The sequence below is a fragment of the Sphingomonas sp. 3P27F8 genome (genome assembly GCF_005502745.1).
Taxonomy (GTDB): Bacteria; Pseudomonadota; Alphaproteobacteria; order Sphingomonadales; family Sphingomonadaceae; genus Sphingomonas.
Window position 1 is genome coordinate 16,307 of record NZ_SCNL01000024.1, and the last position, 18,607, is coordinate 34,913.

Annotated in this window: 17 protein-coding genes and 2 pseudogenes; 10 read left to right on the forward strand and 9 right to left on the reverse strand. The window is 62.8% G+C overall.

Annotated features, from left to right (window positions below; genetic code table 11):
- Positions 1 to 24: 24 nt before the first annotated feature.
- The 4 genes from FFS35_RS18580 to FFS35_RS18595 all read right to left on the reverse strand — a co-directional run bounded on the left by FFS35_RS18580 (position 25) and on the right by FFS35_RS18595 (position 2,016).
- Complete coding sequence (locus tag FFS35_RS18580) at positions 25 to 594, reverse strand: RNA polymerase sigma factor (RefSeq protein WP_024018169.1); 570 nt, start codon at positions 592 to 594, stop codon at positions 25 to 27.
- A complete protein-coding gene (locus FFS35_RS18585) occupies positions 591 to 1,028 on the reverse strand; it encodes a periplasmic heavy metal sensor (RefSeq protein ID WP_024018168.1) in 438 nt (145 codons plus the stop codon). Before FFS35_RS18585 ends, FFS35_RS18580 begins: the two co-directional genes overlap by 4 nt.
- Positions 1,025 to 1,306 (reverse strand): hypothetical protein, encoded by a 282-nt coding sequence (locus tag FFS35_RS18590; RefSeq protein WP_024018167.1) that lies wholly within the window; start codon positions 1,304 to 1,306, stop codon positions 1,025 to 1,027. Before FFS35_RS18590 ends, FFS35_RS18585 begins: the two co-directional genes overlap by 4 nt.
- Before the next feature lie 113 nt (positions 1,307 to 1,419).
- On the reverse strand, positions 1,420 to 2,016 hold the full coding sequence (locus FFS35_RS18595; protein ID WP_031308581.1) for a cytochrome c: 597 nt from the start codon (positions 2,014 to 2,016) through the stop codon (positions 1,420 to 1,422).
- A 216-nt stretch (positions 2,017 to 2,232) separates the two neighbouring features.
- On the opposite strand from FFS35_RS18595, the gene copC reads away from it, so the two are divergent.
- Together copC and copD are read left to right on the forward strand one after the other, a co-directional pair.
- Positions 2,233 to 2,625, forward strand: coding sequence for a copper homeostasis periplasmic binding protein CopC (copC, locus tag FFS35_RS18600; RefSeq protein WP_024018165.1), 393 nt, complete (start codon positions 2,233 to 2,235; stop codon positions 2,623 to 2,625).
- Positions 2,626 to 2,628: 3 nt separating this feature from the next.
- Entirely contained in the window at positions 2,629 to 3,564 is a 936-nt protein-coding gene (gene copD, locus FFS35_RS18605; RefSeq protein WP_031308578.1) for a copper homeostasis membrane protein CopD, read from the forward strand.
- 11 nt (positions 3,565 to 3,575) lie between these two features.
- Here the strand turns inward: copD and FFS35_RS18610 are convergent, their stop codons facing one another.
- Together FFS35_RS18610 and FFS35_RS18615 are read right to left on the reverse strand one after the other, a co-directional pair.
- The gene (locus tag FFS35_RS18610; protein ID WP_024018163.1) at positions 3,576 to 4,859 is read right to left on the reverse strand and encodes a hypothetical protein; all 1,284 of its coding nucleotides are present in this window, start codon (positions 4,857 to 4,859) and stop codon (positions 3,576 to 3,578) included.
- A gap of 112 nt (positions 4,860 to 4,971) precedes the next feature.
- Positions 4,972 to 5,244 carry a flagellar biosynthetic protein FliQ gene (locus FFS35_RS18615; protein WP_088181985.1) on the reverse strand — a complete coding sequence of 91 codons (273 nt, stop codon included), beginning with the start codon at positions 5,242 to 5,244 and terminating at the stop codon, positions 4,972 to 4,974.
- Between the two features lie 285 nt (positions 5,245 to 5,529).
- On the opposite strand from FFS35_RS18615, the gene FFS35_RS18620 reads away from it, so the two are divergent.
- The 8 genes and pseudogenes from FFS35_RS18620 to FFS35_RS18655 all read left to right on the forward strand — a co-directional run bounded on the left by FFS35_RS18620 (position 5,530) and on the right by FFS35_RS18655 (position 14,801).
- Positions 5,530 to 6,444, forward strand: a complete 915-nt coding sequence (locus tag FFS35_RS18620) for an NAD(P)/FAD-dependent oxidoreductase (RefSeq protein WP_024018161.1) — start codon at positions 5,530 to 5,532, stop codon at positions 6,442 to 6,444.
- A 205-nt stretch (positions 6,445 to 6,649) separates the two neighbouring features.
- A complete protein-coding gene (locus FFS35_RS18625; protein WP_031308575.1) occupies positions 6,650 to 8,914 on the forward strand; it encodes a heavy metal translocating P-type ATPase in 2,265 nt (754 codons plus the stop codon).
- On the forward strand, positions 8,911 to 9,297 hold the full coding sequence (gene cueR / locus FFS35_RS18630) for a Cu(I)-responsive transcriptional regulator (RefSeq protein ID WP_024018159.1): 387 nt from the start codon (positions 8,911 to 8,913) through the stop codon (positions 9,295 to 9,297). Before FFS35_RS18625 ends, cueR begins: the two co-directional genes overlap by 4 nt.
- Before the next feature lie 442 nt (positions 9,298 to 9,739).
- Positions 9,740 to 10,072: a four-helix bundle copper-binding protein gene (locus FFS35_RS18635; RefSeq protein ID WP_024018158.1), complete on the forward strand. Its 333-nt coding sequence runs from the start codon at positions 9,740 to 9,742 to the stop codon at positions 10,070 to 10,072.
- A 210-nt stretch (positions 10,073 to 10,282) separates the two neighbouring features.
- A complete protein-coding gene (locus tag FFS35_RS18640) occupies positions 10,283 to 10,525 on the forward strand; it encodes a hypothetical protein (RefSeq protein ID WP_024018157.1) in 243 nt (80 codons plus the stop codon).
- Positions 10,526 to 10,873: 348 nt separating this feature from the next.
- A pseudogene (locus tag FFS35_RS18645) lies at positions 10,874 to 11,005 on the forward strand (IS3 family transposase); the annotation flags it as partial.
- Positions 11,006 to 11,355: 350 nt separating this feature from the next.
- A complete protein-coding gene (locus FFS35_RS18650) occupies positions 11,356 to 13,605 on the forward strand; it encodes a nitric-oxide reductase large subunit (protein ID WP_137788340.1) in 2,250 nt (749 codons plus the stop codon).
- Positions 13,602 to 14,801: an NnrS family protein gene (locus tag FFS35_RS18655; protein WP_171007688.1), complete on the forward strand. Its 1,200-nt coding sequence runs from the start codon at positions 13,602 to 13,604 to the stop codon at positions 14,799 to 14,801. Before FFS35_RS18650 ends, FFS35_RS18655 begins: the two co-directional genes overlap by 4 nt.
- On the opposite strand, the gene FFS35_RS18660 is transcribed toward FFS35_RS18655, so the two are convergent.
- The 3 genes and pseudogenes from FFS35_RS18660 to FFS35_RS18670 form a co-directional block, all read right to left on the reverse strand.
- Positions 14,802 to 15,107, reverse strand: a complete 306-nt coding sequence (locus tag FFS35_RS18660) for a hypothetical protein (RefSeq protein ID WP_212742234.1) — start codon at positions 15,105 to 15,107, stop codon at positions 14,802 to 14,804.
- A 40-nt stretch (positions 15,108 to 15,147) separates the two neighbouring features.
- Positions 15,148 to 18,126, reverse strand: coding sequence for a Tn3 family transposase (locus FFS35_RS18665; protein ID WP_068075240.1), 2,979 nt, complete (start codon positions 18,124 to 18,126; stop codon positions 15,148 to 15,150).
- A 4-nt stretch (positions 18,127 to 18,130) separates the two neighbouring features.
- Positions 18,131 to 18,493: pseudogene (locus tag FFS35_RS18670) on the reverse strand (recombinase family protein); the annotation flags it as partial.
- Positions 18,494 to 18,607 lie beyond the last annotated feature (114 nt).

Sequence of the window (18,607 nt, forward strand, 5' to 3'; positions counted from 1 at the left end):
CGCACGACCTGGGCGGACCCCTCATCAATCCGCCAATATTTCCGCGAGCCGGCTTCGAGCCCTGTACAGGCGCGTCTCGACAGCCTTGCCACTGATCGCAAGCGCGGCCGCAGTTTCCGCCTGGGTCATTCCCTCTACCGTCCTCAGCAAGAGTACCTCGCGCAACGGAGCCGAAAGCTGTGCGATCGCCGCATTGAGGCGTGCGAGCTCCATCCTTCCCGAGACCGTTTCATGGGCAGAGGGGCTATCGTCCGGGACCGCTTCGCGCTCCTGCTCTGTTGGACCCGCTCCGAAAGTGAACAATCGCCGCACTTTCTGCCGGCGACGCCAATCTCGGCATTTGTTGATCGCGATGCGCGACAGCCAGGCGCGCAGCGGGCGATCGCCATCATATTTCTGCAAATGGCCGAAGGCGGAGACAAAGCAATCCTGCGTCAGATCAAGCGCCTCGTCCGCGTTGACCACGAGACCGCGAACCAGACGGAAAATCGGTGTCTGATGGCGATGCATAATCTCGGCGAACGCCGCCTGGCGACCACCCAAGGTCAACGCCGCGAGTTCACCGTCCGAACACGCCTTGAGATCCAGACTCACCGTACGTCGTCGGTGAGCGCATGAACCACCGCCTGATCGAACGTCCTGGCCTGATCCGGGCGCAGGATCTGGCGCATGGCGAAGATGTGGCCAAGCGTCTCTTTCTGAAGTTCGCCCATTGCCTGGTGTGATTGATCGACAGCGGCTGTTACCCGCGGACCGTTGCCGTGCTCGGCTTCAATGGCATCTGCAAGCCGTGCGTTGTCGGCCCGCAATTCAAGTTCGAGTGCCCGCCGGCGGACAGCAAAACGCTGTTCAAGAAGATCGATCTGGCTCTTTTGACGAGCGTCCAGATCAAGTTTTCCGTGCAACACCTCATGCAGTTCGACACCCGCAGCCACCGGTTGCGGAAAGAAATACCGGCCCAGAAAGACGCCAGCGACCGCCGCGATAAAGGCCACCACTGCGACCAGCAAAAGCAGCTTGGCCTTCATCGCGATCCCACCAACAGCGTCGATGGCGCAAGCGGATTGGACGGCCCAAATGGAGATAATGTCACGGACGCTTCGGCCGGCGTTGCAAGACCATTGCTGGCGACGCCGAGCAATACAGCGCCGAACGCCGCCACCATGCCAAGGGTCAGCTGCTGCGCGGTGGAAACTTGCGGACGCGCCGCAATGCGCCTGAACACAGCCTCCTCCAGACCGGAAAGCCCTGGGTGAACGGCGTCGGTGCGCAAGCGGCTCAAAAGCCCGTCAAGGTCAATGTTCATCGTCTATTCCCATCATTCGATCTCACCCGTTGGCGCCTGACGACGCTACCCAATGCCTGGTCACCCGGCAGCACGCGACGCGATATCTCGCGCTGACCGACGCAAGTACCCATTCAAGGCGCCGTCTTCGCCATACCTGGCATGTCTTTCATCATCGCATCATGATCTTCCGGCGCGCTGGCGACAGCGGCCTGATATTGCGCAGCCGACATCTTCGGTAGCTGACGAACAAAAGCCACCATATCCCAAATCAAATCGTCGCTGTGCGTTTTCCCCCACGCCGGCATGGCCGTGAGCTTGACGCCATGTTTGATCATCCAGAACTGCTCCTTGGCCGACCTTTGTGGCTCCCGGAATAGCTCTGGGGCTCGTGGATACAGGCCCTGGCTGATCTCTGTCTTCTCGAGGCCCGGCCCTAGATGACAGCCACTGCACATCTCCGTGTAGAGCCCCGCGCCGCTCTCTAGGCGCTTTACATCCATCAGATTGCCAGGGACGACGACATTACGTGCGCGCACAGCGACAGAACGATCCCGGAATTGCTCGATCATCCAGTAGATAGGCCGGCTATGCGGCGAGTCGGCGCCGATGTCATATGCACCGACATACACCACCACACCGCCGACCGCAGCGACGGCGAGTGCCGCGATCGCAAGAAAGGGGCCGCTCGGCAAATGCCGCCTTATGCCTGTCATCCGCGGATCTGCCATTGCATCCTCCCCACAAAATCTCGGGCGACCGGTGTGTCCAAGCCGTCCACTTGATCATACGCGCGGGGCGCCTCGACCCCTCATGGCCTATGAAAATCATCCTCGTTCACCGAACTCAGAAGGTCGGGTGCGGCGCTCGCCTAAGAATTGTGGCGGCATCGTTGAGGGGTCACGGGCGGCCGTGCGTAATTCGAATTGTCGGCAGTACCGCCGCGCATGGAGAAATCGATGTTTCGTAAGACAGTTTTTGCGGTTGCGCTGGCCGCCTCTGCAATCGTAGCCACGGCCGCTCAGGCACACCCCAGGCTGGCGACTGCGATGCCCGCCGCCGACGCGGTGGTCACCGCCCCTACAAAAGTTCAGCTCGTTTTTTCCGAGGCGCTCGTTGCTCAATTTTCCGGCATCGACCTGACCATGACCGAAATGCCCGGCATGAAGATGGGGCCGATGAAGATGAATGGCGTCAAGGTTGCCCTCGCCCCCGATGGCAAGACGCTTGTTGCGACCTTCGCCAAGCCGCTGTCTGCCGGGACGTACAAGGTCGACTATCACATCGTGTCCACCGACACGCATCGCGTCCAGGGCAGCTACACGTTCAAGGTCAAGTAAGGGGTGCCAGACACGGTAGCGACCGCCGTCAGGCTGGGGCTATATCTTGATCTCATGCTCCTGTTTGGGCTGCCGATGTTCGGGCTCTACACGCTGCGCGGGGCCGAGCGGCAATCCGGCTCGGTCCTGCGCTTCCGTCCCGTTCTCGCCACCATCGCTCTGGTCGGCATCGGATTGTCGATCCTGGGCGTCATGGTATTGGCCGCATCGATGGGCGGAGTCGCCATCGGCGAGGTCGACCGCGCGACGGTCAGCCTGGTAATCTCGGGCACGACGATCGGCACCGTTTGGCAGCTGCGTATCGCCGCTCTCCTGTTAGTGTTGTATTTCTCGATCGTGGGATGGCAGCGGCCGACCTTCGCATTGGCTTCGCTCTCGATCACGGCCGCCGTGGCACTTTCTACGCTGGCGTGGACCGGCCATGGAGCCGCCGATGAAGGCGCACTTGGCTGGCTCCACCTGGCCGCAGACATCACCCATCTGCTGGCGGCCGGGACCTGGATAGGGGCGCTATGTGGCCTCTGTCTCCTGATCTTCCGGTCCGCTACGCGCATGGCGGCCGAGCATATCCATCTTTCCCACCGGGCATTGGACGGATTTGCAAGAGTTGGCTCGATTGTCGTCGGCCTGCTGATTGTCTCGGGCCTCGTAAATAGTTGGATATTGATTGGGCCATCGAAACTCGGCGCACTTTTCACCACCCTCTATGGCATCCTGCTTCTAGGCAAGTTGCTGCTTTTCGGTGCGATGCTCCTCCTGGCCGCGGCGAACCGCTTTTTTCTGACGCCGGCGCTCGCGGCTGCGTTGGAGCGCGGAGAGGGCGCAGCCGCAGTCGGAGCATTACGCCGGAGCCTCCTGATCGAAAGCAGTTGCGCAATCGCGATCCTCGCGCTGGTCGCGTGGCTTGGGCTGCTTGCGCCACCAGCATCGGGAATGTGAGTGAGAGATTTTTAGGGCAGTGTGCGGGCTATGGCCTTGATCGCCTTCAGCCCTGATCCGAACCGCGAAATTGCCTCCTTGTGCCGCTCCAGCTCGCCATAGGGAAGATAGGCGATCTCGAGATCGGCGACACGGCTGAAGGCGGGGCGCGCCAGTTGCGCCCGCACGTCGGCTTCTCGGGCGTCCGGGGCGACGAGGAACAGCCCAGCGGTTGCGTGTAGTGCGCTCCCGCTCAGGGCCAGGTCGAGCATGCGCACTATGCCGGAATAGATCGAAGTCGAGTGCTCCACCTCGAAAGCCGCCGCAACACGATCACCGCCCTGTTCGAGCCACAACACATCGATCAGGCGGATGGCGTCGCCGCCGGTCGAGGTGGAAATGGAAGCTGGCAAGCTTTCAAGGCACCCCTCCCCAAGGCGTATCCCGTTATGAAGACGGCCGCGATCATTGGCCGCTATCCAGACATCATAGCCAAGCGCCCGACCGATATCGCGGAGCCAGGCTTGAATTTCCGAATGGGTGCGATCGCTTTCGCCCTGCTTCTGAACAGCCTTATTGAGGTTCTGCGCTTCTGCCCGGGCTTGCTCGAGACGAGCTGTCCAGCCGCTAGCGCTTTGATCCTCCTCACCGCGGGGCGGGGCCGGATATCGGCCTGAGCCGATGTCGAACAATAGACCGCCAATGGCGCCAAGATCGTTGGACAGCAGATCCCGGAATTGTTCATTGAGATCGAGAACCTCCGACCGCATTGCCAGGAAATGCGGCCAACTCCCCAGCTTGACCTTTCCGCCCGTGAGCTTGTTGTACCCGTTAACGATCGCCGTGTTGAACGGCGGCACCAGCGTCGGATGCAGAAAATACAGGAGATTGGCGACCGCTGGCCCGAGCCCCTTAATGTTCAGCCGGTCGATCGTATGGATGCCGGAAATAATTTCTTCCGCCGTATCGCAGCACGCGCAGTGATCCAGCAACCGGCCAAAGGCGCGCTGATGCGCCGCGTTCTCATAAATGTCCGGTATCCGCAGCTTTGGCTTCCACAAAAAGGCATGATCTGCCCCCTTGAAGATCTGCCGTTGTTCCGCGACCGAATGAACCACGGTTTCCAGCGACGAGCCGCGATAAGCGACGCCAAATCGTCCCGTCTCGATCTCGGCGACCACCTGGGCCAGACCGCGGCGGATGGAGCGGAAATTCTTGATCCGCTCGTCCCACAAAAACCAGCTCTGATAGGTCGCGTTCGGATCTTCCTTCCATCGCTGAATGAGTTGCCGTGCCAGCAATTCAAAATCCGCCAAACCGTCCCCCTTTGTCGATTACTCGATGAGCTCGAGAGGCTAGCATTGTGGTCGACGGCAGGCCAGATTCCTGATCCCTGCCACGCCATGCGGAAGTCGATTGCCTCGCTGTTCACTGGATGTCGTCTGGAATGTGGATGAGGAGGTCGCGCGTATAATCGACAAGCAATGCTCCCATCGCGGCACCAAAGAGGACCAGGAATAGCAGCAGCGCGAGCAATTTAGGCACGAAGCTGACCGTTTGCTCGTTGATCGACGTCGCGGCTTGAATAATCGAGATGACCAGCCCCACGACACCCATGATGATCAAAGGCGGTCCCGCTACCATGGCCATGACCCAAAGCGCACGTCCCATCGACACAGAAAAAGGACTGTAGGTCTCCATTTATACCTCCCCCTGCACTTGCGCTCGCAAGTGCCAAGGAGCCAACAGTTCCGCCCATCGCGGGACGAACGGCCAAGCGGATGATCGTTGGTTCGATCAGGTCTTCCCTTGGACGCTCGCCCCGCTCCACGCTGCGACCCGTGGGCTCCCGAATGGCCCATCGAGTCTCTCGACGGGCTACTACTGACTTACGCACCGGCGGCGCGCACCCCTCGCCCCGGCCAGCAATTTCTTCAAAACATCGAAGGGCATGCGAGGGAAGATGGGCGAGCGCGCGTAATAGAAATGAGGATCACCGTCGGCGAGGTGCGCATGTACGACTGCATTATCATTGGCGGAGGCCCCGCAGGCCTGACAGCTGCCACCTACCTGGGTCGATTTCTGCGTGCCACGTTGGTTATCGACGCCGGGGCCGGACGTGCCGCCAGCATTCCCACGACGCATAATCTCATCGGCTTCCCGGAAGGGATATCTGGTGAGGAGTTGTTGTCGCGTATGCGTCAGCACGCTGTCGGCTACGGTGCGGAATTGGTCAGTGACGTGGCCCTCGGTATCATGCAGTCCAAGACAGGCTTTGCCGTGGGCATGAGTTCCCGCACCCTCGAGGCGCGGACGGTGTTGCTTGCGCCGGGCGTTGCAAACCACCGACCCAACCTCGCCCAAGCTGCACATGACAGAGGCGTTTCGCGCGGCCTCATCCGCTACTGCCCAATTTGTGATGCGTACGAGGTGCGCGGCAAGCGCGTGGCAGTCCTGGGCTGCTCGGAGCATGGAGCGGCCGAGGCGATCTTCGTGCGGCGCTACAGCGAAACCGTTACCCTGCTCACTGAAGAATCCGTGCAGCTTTCTCTTGCCGACCAAGCTGATCTTGCGGACGGCGGAATTGCGGTCGAACGTGCCGCCATACAAACATTATCGATAAACGATGATGATGTTCTCGTGCGCCTGTCCGATGGCCAATCGCTCAGCTTCGATACGCTCTATGTCGCGCTCGGAAGTTCCGGAAGATCAGAGCTCGCGCGGGTAGCCGGTGCTTCGTTGAGCGCGTCGGGTTGCATCATCGTCGACGACCACCAGCGAACATCGATCAGCGGCCTGTTCGCTGCCGGCGACGTCGTCGAAGGGTTGGACCAGATTGCCGTCGCGGCGGGTCAGGCGGCCAAGGCAGCGACCGCGATCCACAATCTCTTGCTCGAATAATCAGGCTCCAGCGTCTGGCGGACAGAATATTTGAACCGGGGCCTTGACCCTGACACGATGTCAGACCCCAGATTGTTTAGCGTCGACAAGGAGACGAGCCATGACCGATCCTATTTCCGCGAACACATCTGGTGCGCATAACTGTTGCGCTGGAAAGCACCGCGAGCCGCAAGGTCCGACGACAGCGAAGGATCCTGTCTGCGGCATGATGGTCGATCCCGGCGCGACCGCGCACCATGCCTCACACGGCGACCAGGAGTTTCACTTCTGCAGTGCCGGATGTCGGGCGAAGTTCGTCGCCGAGCCGGAACGATATCTGTCGAGCGGGGGCGACACGCCCACGGCCGCAGAACCTGGCACGATTTGGACTTGTCCGATGCACCCGGAGATCCGAAAAGATCGTGCCGGTCCTTGCCCGATCTGCGGCATGGCACTCGAGCCCGAGCTCATAACGGCGGAATCAGGCCCGAGCCCTGAACTCGTCGATATGTCACGGCGCTTCTGGATCGCCCTGGCGCTGACGGTGCCCATATTCCTACTCGAAATGGGCGGACACCTTTTCCCCGCGCTTCATCAACTCGTCCCCGAGCGAATATCAGGGTGGGTTCAGCTCGCTTTGGCGACCCCCGTCGTGCTTTGGGCCGGTTGGCCGTTTTTCGAGCGCGGTTGGGCGTCCATTCGGACGCGAAACCTGAACATGTTCACGCTGATCGCGATGGGAACCGGTGTCGCCTGGGCCTATAGCGTGGTGGCCACGCTTGCCCCCGGAATATTCCCGGCGGCATTCCGCATGATGGATGGCACGGTCGCCATCTATTTCGAGGCCGCCGCGGTCATCACCGTCCTCGTGCTCCTTGGGCAGGTTCTCGAGCTGCGCGCGCGAGAGCGGACATCGGGCGCGATCAAGGCCCTGCTCAATCTGGCACCCAAGACTGCCCGCCGGATCCTGCCGGATGGTCACGACGAGGAAGTCGCGATTGACCTGATCGTGGTCGGCGACAGGTTGCGCGTCCGCCCCGGCGAAAAGGTGCCTGTGGATGCGATTGTCGAGGACGGCCGCTCTTCGATCGACGAGTCCATGGTGACTGGCGAGTCGATGCCGGTGACGAAGACGGTCGATGCCCATGTAGTGGCGGGCACGATAAACCAAACAGGATCGCTCGTCATACGCGCGGACAAGGTTGGCCGGGATACGATGCTGGCGCGGATCGTCCAGATGGTGGCAGATGCGCAGCGTTCGCGCGCGCCGATCCAGCGCATGGCCGACAAGGTTGCGGGCTGGTTCGTGCCGGCAGTGCTTGCCGTCGCACTGCTCTCCTTTGCGATCTGGGGAATATGGGGTCCAGAACCGCGACTGGCGCATGGCCTCGTGGCCGCGGTCGCGGTGCTGATCATCGCTTGTCCCTGCGCGCTGGGTCTCGCGACGCCGATGTCGATCATGGTCGGGATCGGACGGGGGGCCGGCCTCGGTGTCCTGATCAAGAATGCCGAGGCGCTGGAGCGCATGGAAAAGGTCGACACGATCGTCGTCGACAAAACCGGCACGCTGACAGAAGGGCGCCCATCGGTCACGAATATCGTGGCGATGGACGGCTTTTCGGAGCACGATCTTCTTCGCCTGGCGGCGGGCGTCGAGCGGGCGTCGGAGCATCCGCTGGCGCTCGCGATCGTCGCGGCCGCGAAGGATCGTGACATCGACGTTCCCGAGGTTTCCGACTTTGACTCGCCTACCGGAAAGGGCGCGGTCGGGACCGTGGACGGCAAGCGGATCTTTCTGGGCGGCGCCGTTTATCTCAAAGAGAATGGCATCGATGTGTCAGCCGCGGCTGCACGCGCCAATGAGCTGCGGGCGGACGGAGCGACGGCGATTTTCGCGGCCGTTGATGGCCGGGTCGCCGGAATTCTCGCCATTGCGGACTCGATCAAGGCAACCACAGCGGAGGCGCTGGCCGCCTTGCGAAAAGAGGGCGTGAGCGTCGTCATGTTGACGGGCGACAACCGGACAACCGCCGAGGCGGTGGCCCGGAAACTAGGCATCGATGCGGTTGAAGCCGAGGTGCTGCCCGATCAGAAGAGCGCTGTCGTCCTGCGGCTGCAGCGCGAAGGCCATGTCGTTGCCATGGCTGGCGATGGGGTGAACGACGCGCCCGCTCTCGCGGCGGCGGACGTCGGCATCGCCATGGGTTCGGGCACCGATGTCGCCATCGAAAGCGCCGGGATCACACTGCTCAAGGGTGATCTCAACGGCATCGTGCGGGCGCGGCGCCTGAGCGAGGCAACGATGGCCAACATACGCCAGAACCTGTTCTTCGCCTTCATCTACAATGCCGCTGGCGTCCCCATCGCCGCCGGGCTGCTCTATCCGGTGTTCGGCATCCTTCTGTCGCCTGTCATCGCCGCTGCGGCGATGGCCCTGTCATCCGTCAGCGTCGTCACCAACGCGCTGCGTCTCAATCGGGTGACGCTGTGAACATCGGCGCGGCCTCCGATGCGAGCGCTGTGTCGCAGCGCATGATCCGCCATTATGAGAAGATCGGGCTTATCCCGTCGCCGCCGCGACGTGACAGCGGGTATCGCGACTATTCGCAAGCCGACGTGCACCTCCTGCGTTTCATCGCCAACGCCCGCGATCTCGGCTTTCCCATTGGGGAAATCCGCGTGCTGCTTGATCTCTGGTCCGACCGCGAGCGCGCGAGCGCGGAGGTCAAGGCTCTGGCGGAATCGCGCGCGGGAGACCTGGGTCGGAAGGCGGATGCACTCAATGCCATGCGCGAAGCACTGCTCGACCTTGCGAATGCCTGCCATGGGGACGAGCGGCCCGAATGCCCTATACTCACGCGTCTGGCGTCCTGAGCCTATCTGGCGGCTCGGCCTTGTCCTCGATGACGCACCTCAGGTCGCTCCCCATTTGAGTGTCGTAAGCACTGTCGAAGCTGTCGGTACGCAACGGTACATCGCGTTGACCTGTGGCTCGTGGGTGTGTGGCTGAAGCACGTCATCGGCACGATGCGCGCGCTGGCCCCCCACGGGCAGAGTGTCACGCCCGAAAAGATGGCCGCTCCCATGCTCAGCAGGTTCCGGGTCCGATGGCCGACATGGCAGCAGAGCCGGGCGCGGGCGCGGGCGCGGGCCAGATCTCGACGATGACGGTTGACGCCGCTTGCGCTCGCCGGCGGAATTATGGTGGCGACATCGCTTGGTCTGGAACCGGCAAGCGCCGCTGGAATTTTTATGCAAGGGGTTATCGCGCAAAGCGCGTATCTTCTAGTGGGGGGACTCAGACGGAGATGGATCGATGCATCAGATGAACCCCGACATGCAGGCCTGCATGGACGCCTGCCACGAGTGTCATGTGACCTGCCTGCACATGGCAATGAACCATTGCCTTGAAATGGGCGGCCAGCATGCCGCACCTGAGCATATCAAGATCATGCTCGACTGTGCGAGGATTTGCGAAGTCGCAATCGACTTCATGGCGCGCAAGTCGTCGCACCATCAGCATATCTGTCGCGAGTGCGCCGAGGTCTGCCGAGCGTGCGCCGCGAGCTGCGAATCCCTGGACGGCATGGAGGATTGCGTGGCCGCGTGCCGCAAGTGCGCCGACGCCTGCGAAAAGATGGCCGCCTAAACTTCTTCGCGCGGGGTATGCTCGCGTTCGTGCCCAGGCTCCAGGGAACGATGCGCGAGCAGTACAAGGGCTTGTGGCGAGTGTGCCGGCCGATCACGACGAGATGATGAAAGACATGCCGGCATGAAGTGATGCCAGCAGCGACTATGGAGGGGCGGTTCTGAAAAGCGCGAAACTAAGGCTGCACCTCCTCGCGAGCCGCACCCACAAATGGTTGCACTTATCATCGGTGCGCAGCTCCTCCTCTGGTTCACGAGCGGCGCGTTGATGAGCTTCTTGCCCATCGACCGCGTGCATGGCGATCACTTGGTGGAGCGCAACGCCACCACGGCCCTGCCCAGCCACCTCGCGCTCGCATCGCCATCGGCGATCACCGCCGCCACTGCCGCGCCCGTCGACCGTCACCTATCGCATGTGGCTTGGCCGAGCTGTCGCCGAAGTCGTGACGGCTGACGGCACTCGCCTGGTAGACGCGAGGACTGGCACAGCGCTGCCTGATAGTTAGTTTGGGATCTTGTCCGCGGACCTCATCAGGGCCAGCAGTCGAATTCTAGGCTGCACAAAAGGCCGAACAGAAGACTGCAACTGACCGTTGCCATAAGTTCGTTGAGCACTCGCAAAGGGGAGCCATCCACAGAAGAGATGACACTCTCGGGCCTCGGCGGCGGTCGCGGTGTTCAGTCTTCCCACAGGGGGACCAGGCTATGTCGGCGCTGGCGATGACCGATATCGACCAAACCAAGTCGGTCCCCGAAGCGCCCCGGGTTTTCAGGAGGCTCCCACTTGTGACAAGGAGCCGTTATGAGCAAGACGACGAACAAATTTTCACCCGAAGTACGGGAACGCGCGGTCCTTATGGTCGCGGAGCAGCGGGCTGAGTACGGCTCGGAATGGGAAGTGATGAAGTCGATCGCGGCGAAGATCGGCTGCTCGCTGGATGGGTTTAGTGGACGAACTGTGCTACGTACTTGTCATCATTTGGGCCTTCTCTGCAGGCATCTCGTGACGGGGGACAATCGCGCTCGCGCCTGTCGGCGGAGGCGGATTCTGGACCACGCTCCTTTTCGAAGCGCAGCACACGGCGGCGGCGCCCTGCTACCGGGCAAGCCTCGGGCGCGAGCCAGCATCGCTGCCGGACGTGGCGCGCGATCTTCGCGCCCCATCTGTCCAGGGTTGCCAGCCGTACTGACGAACGACTGGAGCCCCATCATCGGCGAAGGCCAAGTTTGGGCTCTGGGCATATTGGCGAACAGGCTTTGACCATCGAAAAGAAAGATCGCGCCGTGGGAAACTATAAGGTTCTGTGGTTGGCGCTGATCGCCGTGCTGACGGTGACTTTCGGCATATTGAGCGTGTCCGGGGTGGAGATCTATCGGAAGGCTCCGCCCATCCCAGAACAGATCGTCACCGCAACGGGCCAAGTGCTGATGACGCGCGAGGACATCCTCGACGGCCAGAGTGCCTGGCAGAGCACCGGCGGCATGCAGCTTGGCTCGATCTGGGGGCACGGCGCCTATCAGGCGCCGGACTGGTCCGCCGATTGGCTGCACCGCGAACTTGTCGCCTGGCTCGATCTTGCGGCACGGGAGACCGAAGGGAAGTCCTTCGAGGCGCTCGACGGCGAACAGAAGGCGGCGCTGACCTATCGCCTCAAGCAGGAATATCGCCACAACAGCTATGATAGGGCGAGCGGCGTGGTGACGGTGTCGAACCGCCGCGCCCAAGCGTTCGCCCAGACCGCCAGCTATTATGAGCGGCTCTACGGCTCCGATCCCACGCTGCGGCCCACCCGCGATAATTATGCGATGAAGGAAGGCACGCTGCCCGATCCGGCGCAGCGGGCGAAGCTGACCAATTTCTTCTTCTGGACGGCCTGGGCCGCATCGACCGAGCGGCCGGGCACGGTCGCGACCTATACCAACAACTGGCCGCCCGAGCCGCTGATCGGCAATTATCCGACGCCGGAAAATATCCTGTGGTCGCTCGCCTGCGTCGTCATCCTGATCGCGGGAGTGGGCGCGCTGATCTGGGGTTGGGCGTTCCTGCGCCGCCACGATGATACCCCCTTGGTCGCGGCGGCGGACGACCCGTTGCAAGTCGCCGGTCTGACGCCATCGCAAAAGGCGCTCGGCAAATATCTGTTCGTGGTGCTGGCGCTGTTCATATTCCAGGTCTTCATCGGCGCCTTCACAGCCCATTATACGATCGAGGGCCAGAGCTTTTACGGCTTGGATGTCTCGCAATATTTCCCTTACGCGCTGACCCGCACCTGGCATGTGCAGAGTGCGGTGCTGTGGATCGCGACGGCGTTCCTCGCGGCCGGCCTGTTCCTGGCCCCGGTCATCCACGGCAGCGATCCCAAATACCAGAAGCTGGGCGTCAACATCCTGTTCTGGGCGCTGATCGTCGTTGTCGCCGGATCGTTCATCGGCAATTATCTGGCGCTCTCCCATGCGCTACCGGCGAAACTCAGCTTCTGGCTGGGCCATCAGGGTTACGAGTATCTGGACCTCGGCCGGGTGTGGCAAATCGGGCTATTCGTCGGGTTGCTCCTCTGGTTGGTGCTGATGCTGCGGGGAATGGTGCCGGCATTGCGCACCAAGGGCGACGACAAGAGCCTGCTGGCGCTGCTCACCATCGCCACCATCGCGATCGGCCTGTTTTACGGCACGGGGCTGTTCTACGGCGAACGCACCAACATCACGATCATGGAATATTGGCGCTGGTGGGTCGTCCATCTGTGGGTGGAAGGCATATTCGAGGTCTTTGCGACCTCGGCCATCGCCTTTATCTTCGCAACCATGGGCCTGGTCTCGCGACGGATTGCAACGGCGGCCAGCCTGGCCTCGGCCTCGCTGTTCATGGTCGGCGGTGTGCCGGGCACTTTCCACCACATGTATTTTTCCGGCACCACCACGCCGATCATGGCGGTCGGTGCCGCGTTCAGCGCCCTGGAAGTCGTGCCGCTGATCGTGCTCGGCTATGAGGCATTCGAACATTGGAGTCTGCGCGAGCGCACGCCCTGGATGCGCGCGGTCAAGTGGCCGTTGATGTGCTTCATCGCCGTGGCGTTCTGGAACATGCTGGGCGCCGGTGTCTTCGGGTTCATGATCAACACACCGGTCGCGCTGTTCTATCTCCAAGGGCTGAACACCACGGCGGTCCACGCCCACGCCGCGCTGTTCGGGGTGTATGGCTTCCTGGCGCTCGGCTTCACCCTGCTGGTGCTGCGCTATATCCGGCCCGACATTCGGTTCAACGACCGGTTGTTGGCCACCGGCTTCTGGGGGCTCAACGCCGGGCTGGTGCTGATGATCTTCACCAGCCTGCTCCCGGTCGGGCTGTTCCAGTTCCAGGCCAGCGTCACCACCGGCATGTGGTACGCGCGCAGCGACTTCTTCCTGCAGCAAGGCTTCCTTGAAACCCTGCGCTGGGTCCGTACCTTCGGGGATGTCGTGTTCATGGTGGGCGCCATCGCTATCGCATGGCAGGTGGTGATCCTGGGTCTGTGGAGGAAGGGTGCTCGCGTATGACTAAGGCCGCCGCCAAACGGGACCGCATTGCCGAAGCGCCGATCTGGCTTCAGGGCAGTTTCCGGCTGCTGTTCACCGGCGGCGCGCTCTGGGCGCTTGTCGTCGTCGCGTTCTGGGTCGGCGCGCTGGGTGGAGCGTGGTCCGTGCCGACGGCAATGGAGCCGCTTGTCTGGCATCAGCATGAGATGCTGTTCGGCTATCTCGGTGCGGTCATTGCCGGCTTCCTGAGCGCGGCGATCCCCAACTGGACCGGGCGGCCGGTGATGACGGGCTGGCCGGTGGCGGCGTTCGTCGGCTTGTGGGCGGCCGCCCGGCTCGCGGTGCTGTTCTCCGCCTATGTCCCGCCGCTCGTCGGCTCGGTGCTCGATGTCGGCTTCCTGCTCGCACTGTTCGGCTATGCGGCACGGCAGATCTTCGCGGCGCGCAACCGCAACAAGCCGATCCTGATCGTCCTCCTGCTGTTCGCCGCCGCCTGTGGGCTGGATCATGCCGCAGCGATGGGGCTGACCACCGATCCGGCTATCGGGATGCGGGCCGGCTTCGCGCTGGTCCTCATGCTGATCGCGATCATCGGCGGACGGATCATCCCGGTCTTCACCCGCAACTGGCTGACCAAGCATGGCCGCACGGACGGGTTGCCGATCATGGCCAACCGGTTCGACCATGCCGTGCTCGCGGTCACGGCGACTGCCCTGGCAGGCTGGGTGTTCGCACCGGCGGCGCATCCGGTGGCCTGGCTGCTGCTCGTCGCCGGCGCATCGCAAGCCGTGCGGCTGACCCGCTGGGCCGGGCTGAGTGTGATCGGCGATCCATTGGTCTTCGTCCTGCACGTCGCCTACGCATGGTTGCCGGCGGGCCTGCTGCTGCTCGGGGCTGCTATCTTGTGGCCTGTCGTGCCCGTATCGAGCGCGATGCATGCGCTGGGCGCCGGCGCGATGGCGGGAATGACACTGGCGGTGATGACGCGGGCGACACGCGGTCATACAGGCCGCCCGTTGGAAGCGGACGGTGCCACGGTCGCCATCTATGTGCTGGTCAATCTGGGTGCATTGCTGCGGGTCGCCGCGCCGCTGCCGCCGCTCGACTATATGCTGAGCATTCGCCTGGCCGGCGGCCTGTGGGGCGGCGCCTTCCTGCTGTTCATCTTCGTCTATGGCCGCATGGCGTTGCAACGCTCCGCCAAGGGCGAAGCCTGATTACCGCGCCGCTGGCGTGTCGAACAAGATCGTGAGCAGCAGCCGCGCATCCTCGACGCCCTGAACCGAATGCTGATCGCCGCGCTCCAGATAGATCCAGTCTCCCGCGCCGAGCGCAATATCCTTGGGTCCCAACGTGACCAAACCTTCCAGGCAATGCAGCGTCAGATAACCGGCAACATGATGTGGCGGTATGGTCGATCCCGCGGGAACGACGAGGTGAATGGCCTCGAACCGGTCGGATTTGACCAGCGCGACAGACCCCGTGGCCCCCCGCTCGGAAGCCAGCGTTGGAAGATGGACCACTTCGCCGGGGGTCGGTACATAGAACGGACCCAGATATACGCTAAGGTTTCGCCGGACCTTCGACGGCGTGCATCTGGCGAAGCGGCCTGAGGGCGGACGATGGCGCATCGGGGTCGGTCCAAAGATAATCGCCGGTGAGGTTGATGTGCTGCCATCCGAGCGGCGAAAGGTGTTGCAACAGGTCCGGCGGGACCGACCGGCCGAGACTGGCAAGATGCATGCGGGCGGCTTGCAGGTAGGTCGTGTTCCACAGGACGATAGCACCGGCGACGAGGTTGAGCGCGCTCGCCCGATGGGTCTGGGCTTGCAGGGCGTGATCACGGATGCGGCCGATCCGGTGGAAGAAGATGGCGCGTTTCAGAGCATTTTCGGCCTCACCCTTGTTGAGTTCGCGGGTTGCGCGGCGCCGCTGTTCGGGCTGCTCGATCCAGTCGAGTGTAAACAGGGTGCGCTCGACGCGGCCGATCTCGCGCAGTGCCAAGGCCAGGCCATTGGCCCGTGGATAGGAGCCGAGCCGTTCCAGCATGATCGATGCACTCACGACGCCGGTGCGGATCGAGGTGCCCAAGCGCAGCACGTCGTCCCAGTGTGCGGCGATCAGGGCCTCGTCGATCCTGCCCGCGACCAGCGGCGCGATATCTGGGCCAGGTTCGATTCCGTTGAACAGGTGAAGCCGGCGCGCGGCGATGTTAGGGATGCGCGGCGCGAACCGGAATCCAAGTAGATGGCATAGCGCAAACACATGGTCGGAAACGCCCCCACCATCGACGTGATGCTCCTCAATGTGCAGATCGGCACCATGATGGAGCAGCCCGTCCAGCACCTGCGCCGCCTCGCTTGCGGATGCGGAGATGACGGTGGAATGAAACGGCGCGTAGCGATCCGAGACATGGCTGTAGAAGGAGACAGCAGGCTCCGCCCCCTTGTGCGGATTGACTGCGCCGGTCGCCTGAGCACGGCGATCAAGCAGGAAGTTCTGACCGTCCGAACTGGACGAGGTCCCGGACCCAAACAGGGCGGCGAGCGGCGCGGTGTGCTGGGCATTGACCAACCGGGCGAGAGCCCTACCGTAGGTTTCCTCGCGTAAATGCCATGAGGCGAGCCAACTGAGTTGGCGTTGGGTCACGAGATCGCAGGCTTCTGCCATGCGCTTATGGCCAAGATTGGTCGCATCGGCGAGCACCGCCGTCAGGATAGCGCGGGGTTCATCGGCAACCCGACCGCTTTGCAGATGCGTGAAGCACTGGCTGAAACCGGTCCATCGATCGACTTCAGCAAGGAGATCGGTGATGCGGATCGCGGGCAGATGGGCGTAGAGCGGCGCAAGGGCGCTATCCGCTTCATCCGGCGTGACCGCCTTCAACGGCGAAATCCGCAGCTTGCCAAGGCTGAGTTGTACGTCTTCCAGCGCGTCCGTCTCCGCCTTCCGCTCGACCTCTGCCAATCTCCGGGCGAGACGGGTACGCCGTTCGTCCAGCCAGGCACTGGCCGTATCGGGTGCCGGGATCGGCAAAGGGCCGGCTGCGCGCATGGTGGCAAATACCGGACTTGGAATAAGCTGTTGCTCGACGGCACGATAGCGTCTGCTTCCCTCGACCCACATGTCGCCGGCACGAAGCCTGTCACGAAGCTCGACTAGGACGCAAAATTCATAAACTCTGCGATCGGGAATGCCGGGGCCGATCGCGCGACGCCAGGCCTGCCGAATGAAGGCAACTGGTGTATCCGGCGGCAGTTTTTTCAGGCGACCTAGATGAAGGTCGCGCATGATAGCGACTGCTCGCGCGAGCGTATGGCAGGCCGGGACCGCTCCGAACGTGAACGAGGCGATGAACAAGGGACCGACCTGTCGGAGAACGGGGTAGTTGGTTGCGGCGACGGTAACGGGATCGACGGCATCGGGGCGGATCAGCTTGCGGGCTTCATCGACTTCACGGCCAAGATCATCCCATCCAACTGCGGCCTCGACCGCGGCGCCGATGTCGCCGCCCGACACCTTGGCAGTGAGCAGGGCATCGCCGAGCCGGGCAAGTAGCCGGATCTTACCGTTGATGTTGCGCCGGTCGCGCTTGAGCGCTGTGTCTGCGCTGTTCTGCTCGCGCCGAAACATCTGACCCAGCAGGCGGTCGAACATCAGCACCGCATCGTCGGTGAGCGTGACGATGGTTTCGAGTACGGTTGCCGCCAGCGTCGCACGGCGCCGCGTTGCTTGCAGCGTTCGGACATGTTGCGCCGTCAGCCGAGCCCCTTCCTGACAGAGGCGTCGCAGGCGTTCAGGATGTATGCCTGCCGCGATATCGGGATCGATCCCAATATCGCGCAGCAGAGCTAGCCGCCGGATGATGACGGCGAACGTCTTGCGACCGGGCTTGCCGGGCGGCTGCCGCACCCATCCGAGGCCGCTGAGGTTCGTGCCGGCGTGAGGCAGAAGAAGGGCATCAAGCAGACGGCGTTGCCCAGTCTCCAGCCCTCGGGTCAGATGCTCGGCGACATGGCGCTCGGCGTCGAGCAGCGCCTGCGCAACCATCCGTTCGACCGAACTGATGCCAGGTACGATGATGCGCCGTCGTCGGCACTCGCCTAGTAGCGACCGTGCCAGCCCAGCCCCGCTGGTCGTCGTCAGCGCAATCGGCAGCAGCCATTCCTGCAACGCCGCTCGCAATGGCCGGCTGAACTGTGTGAACCCAAAGCCCTCGCGCAGCGCATCGAGCTGTTCGTACCGGGTCGGGCCGCGCGTCGCATAATCGGCCAGCACCTCGGGCGCGATCTGCAATTGCTCGGCGACGAACGCGAGCGGCGTATCGGGGATCAATTCGCCCGGGCGCAGCAAACGGCCGGGATAGCGCAGCGCGCATAGCTGGATCGCGAAACCCAGACGATTATGCGGTCGCCTGCGGCGCACGATGATAGCCAGGTCATCCTCACTCAACGTCCAGTGCTGAACGAGCGTGGTTTCATCATCGGGAAGTGCGAGCAACGCCATGCGTTGCTCGTCCGACAGCACGGCGCGACGAGGCATTGGGTTAGGCTTTGGCGGGCGGCGCCCAACCGATCCGGGCAAGAGTGCCAATCAAGGTCGAACGCGGCACCTTGAAGGTGCGACAGACGGATGCCTTGCTTGCTCCGCCATCAAGCGCGGCAGTAATCCGTTCAAGGGTCTCAGTGTCGATCATGGGAGGCCGTCCACCCTGGCGCCCTCGACGCTTTGCAGCCGCCAGTCCCGCCATCACCCGCTCGCGCGTCAGCGCGCGCTCATATTGCGCCAGCGCGCCGAACAGCGAAAATAGCAGTTCGCCGTGCGGCGTGTTCGTATCCATCTGCTCAGTCAGCGAACGGAACGCGATGCCACGCGCCTTCAGGTCAGTGACGATCGCCAGCAAATGCGGCGGCTCTGTTGCAAAGATTGGCGGCAGTCAGAGGTAGGCTGTCGCTCTGCGCCGATCAGGCGGCTGCTGCGAAATGGTGGTTGAGCATGCCCATGGCCTCCGTCAGCGCCGAGG

Coding starts and splice junctions, on each gene's coding strand:
- FFS35_RS18585 (WP_024018168.1), bottom strand. CDS start 1,028: ATGAAGGCCAAGCTGCTTTTGCTGGTCGCAGTGGTGGCCTTTATCGCG.
- FFS35_RS18590 (WP_024018167.1), bottom strand. CDS start 1,306: ATGAACATTGACCTTGACGGGCTTTTGAGCCGCTTGCGCACCGACGCC.
- FFS35_RS18595 (WP_031308581.1), bottom strand. CDS start 2,016: ATGGCAGATCCGCGGATGACAGGCATAAGGCGGCATTTGCCGAGCGGC.
- copC (WP_024018165.1), top strand. CDS start 2,233: ATGGAGAAATCGATGTTTCGTAAGACAGTTTTTGCGGTTGCGCTGGCC.
- FFS35_RS18615 (WP_088181985.1), bottom strand. CDS start 5,244: ATGGAGACCTACAGTCCTTTTTCTGTGTCGATGGGACGTGCGCTTTGG.
- FFS35_RS18620 (WP_024018161.1), top strand. CDS start 5,530: ATGAGGATCACCGTCGGCGAGGTGCGCATGTACGACTGCATTATCATT.
- FFS35_RS18625 (WP_031308575.1), top strand. CDS start 6,650: ATGATGGTCGATCCCGGCGCGACCGCGCACCATGCCTCACACGGCGAC.
- FFS35_RS18635 (WP_024018158.1), top strand. CDS start 9,740: ATGCATCAGATGAACCCCGACATGCAGGCCTGCATGGACGCCTGCCAC.
- FFS35_RS18640 (WP_024018157.1), top strand. CDS start 10,283: ATGGTTGCACTTATCATCGGTGCGCAGCTCCTCCTCTGGTTCACGAGC.
- FFS35_RS18655 (WP_171007688.1), top strand. CDS start 13,602: ATGACTAAGGCCGCCGCCAAACGGGACCGCATTGCCGAAGCGCCGATC.
- FFS35_RS18665 (WP_068075240.1), bottom strand. CDS start 18,126: ATGCCTCGTCGCGCCGTGCTGTCGGACGAGCAACGCATGGCGTTGCTC.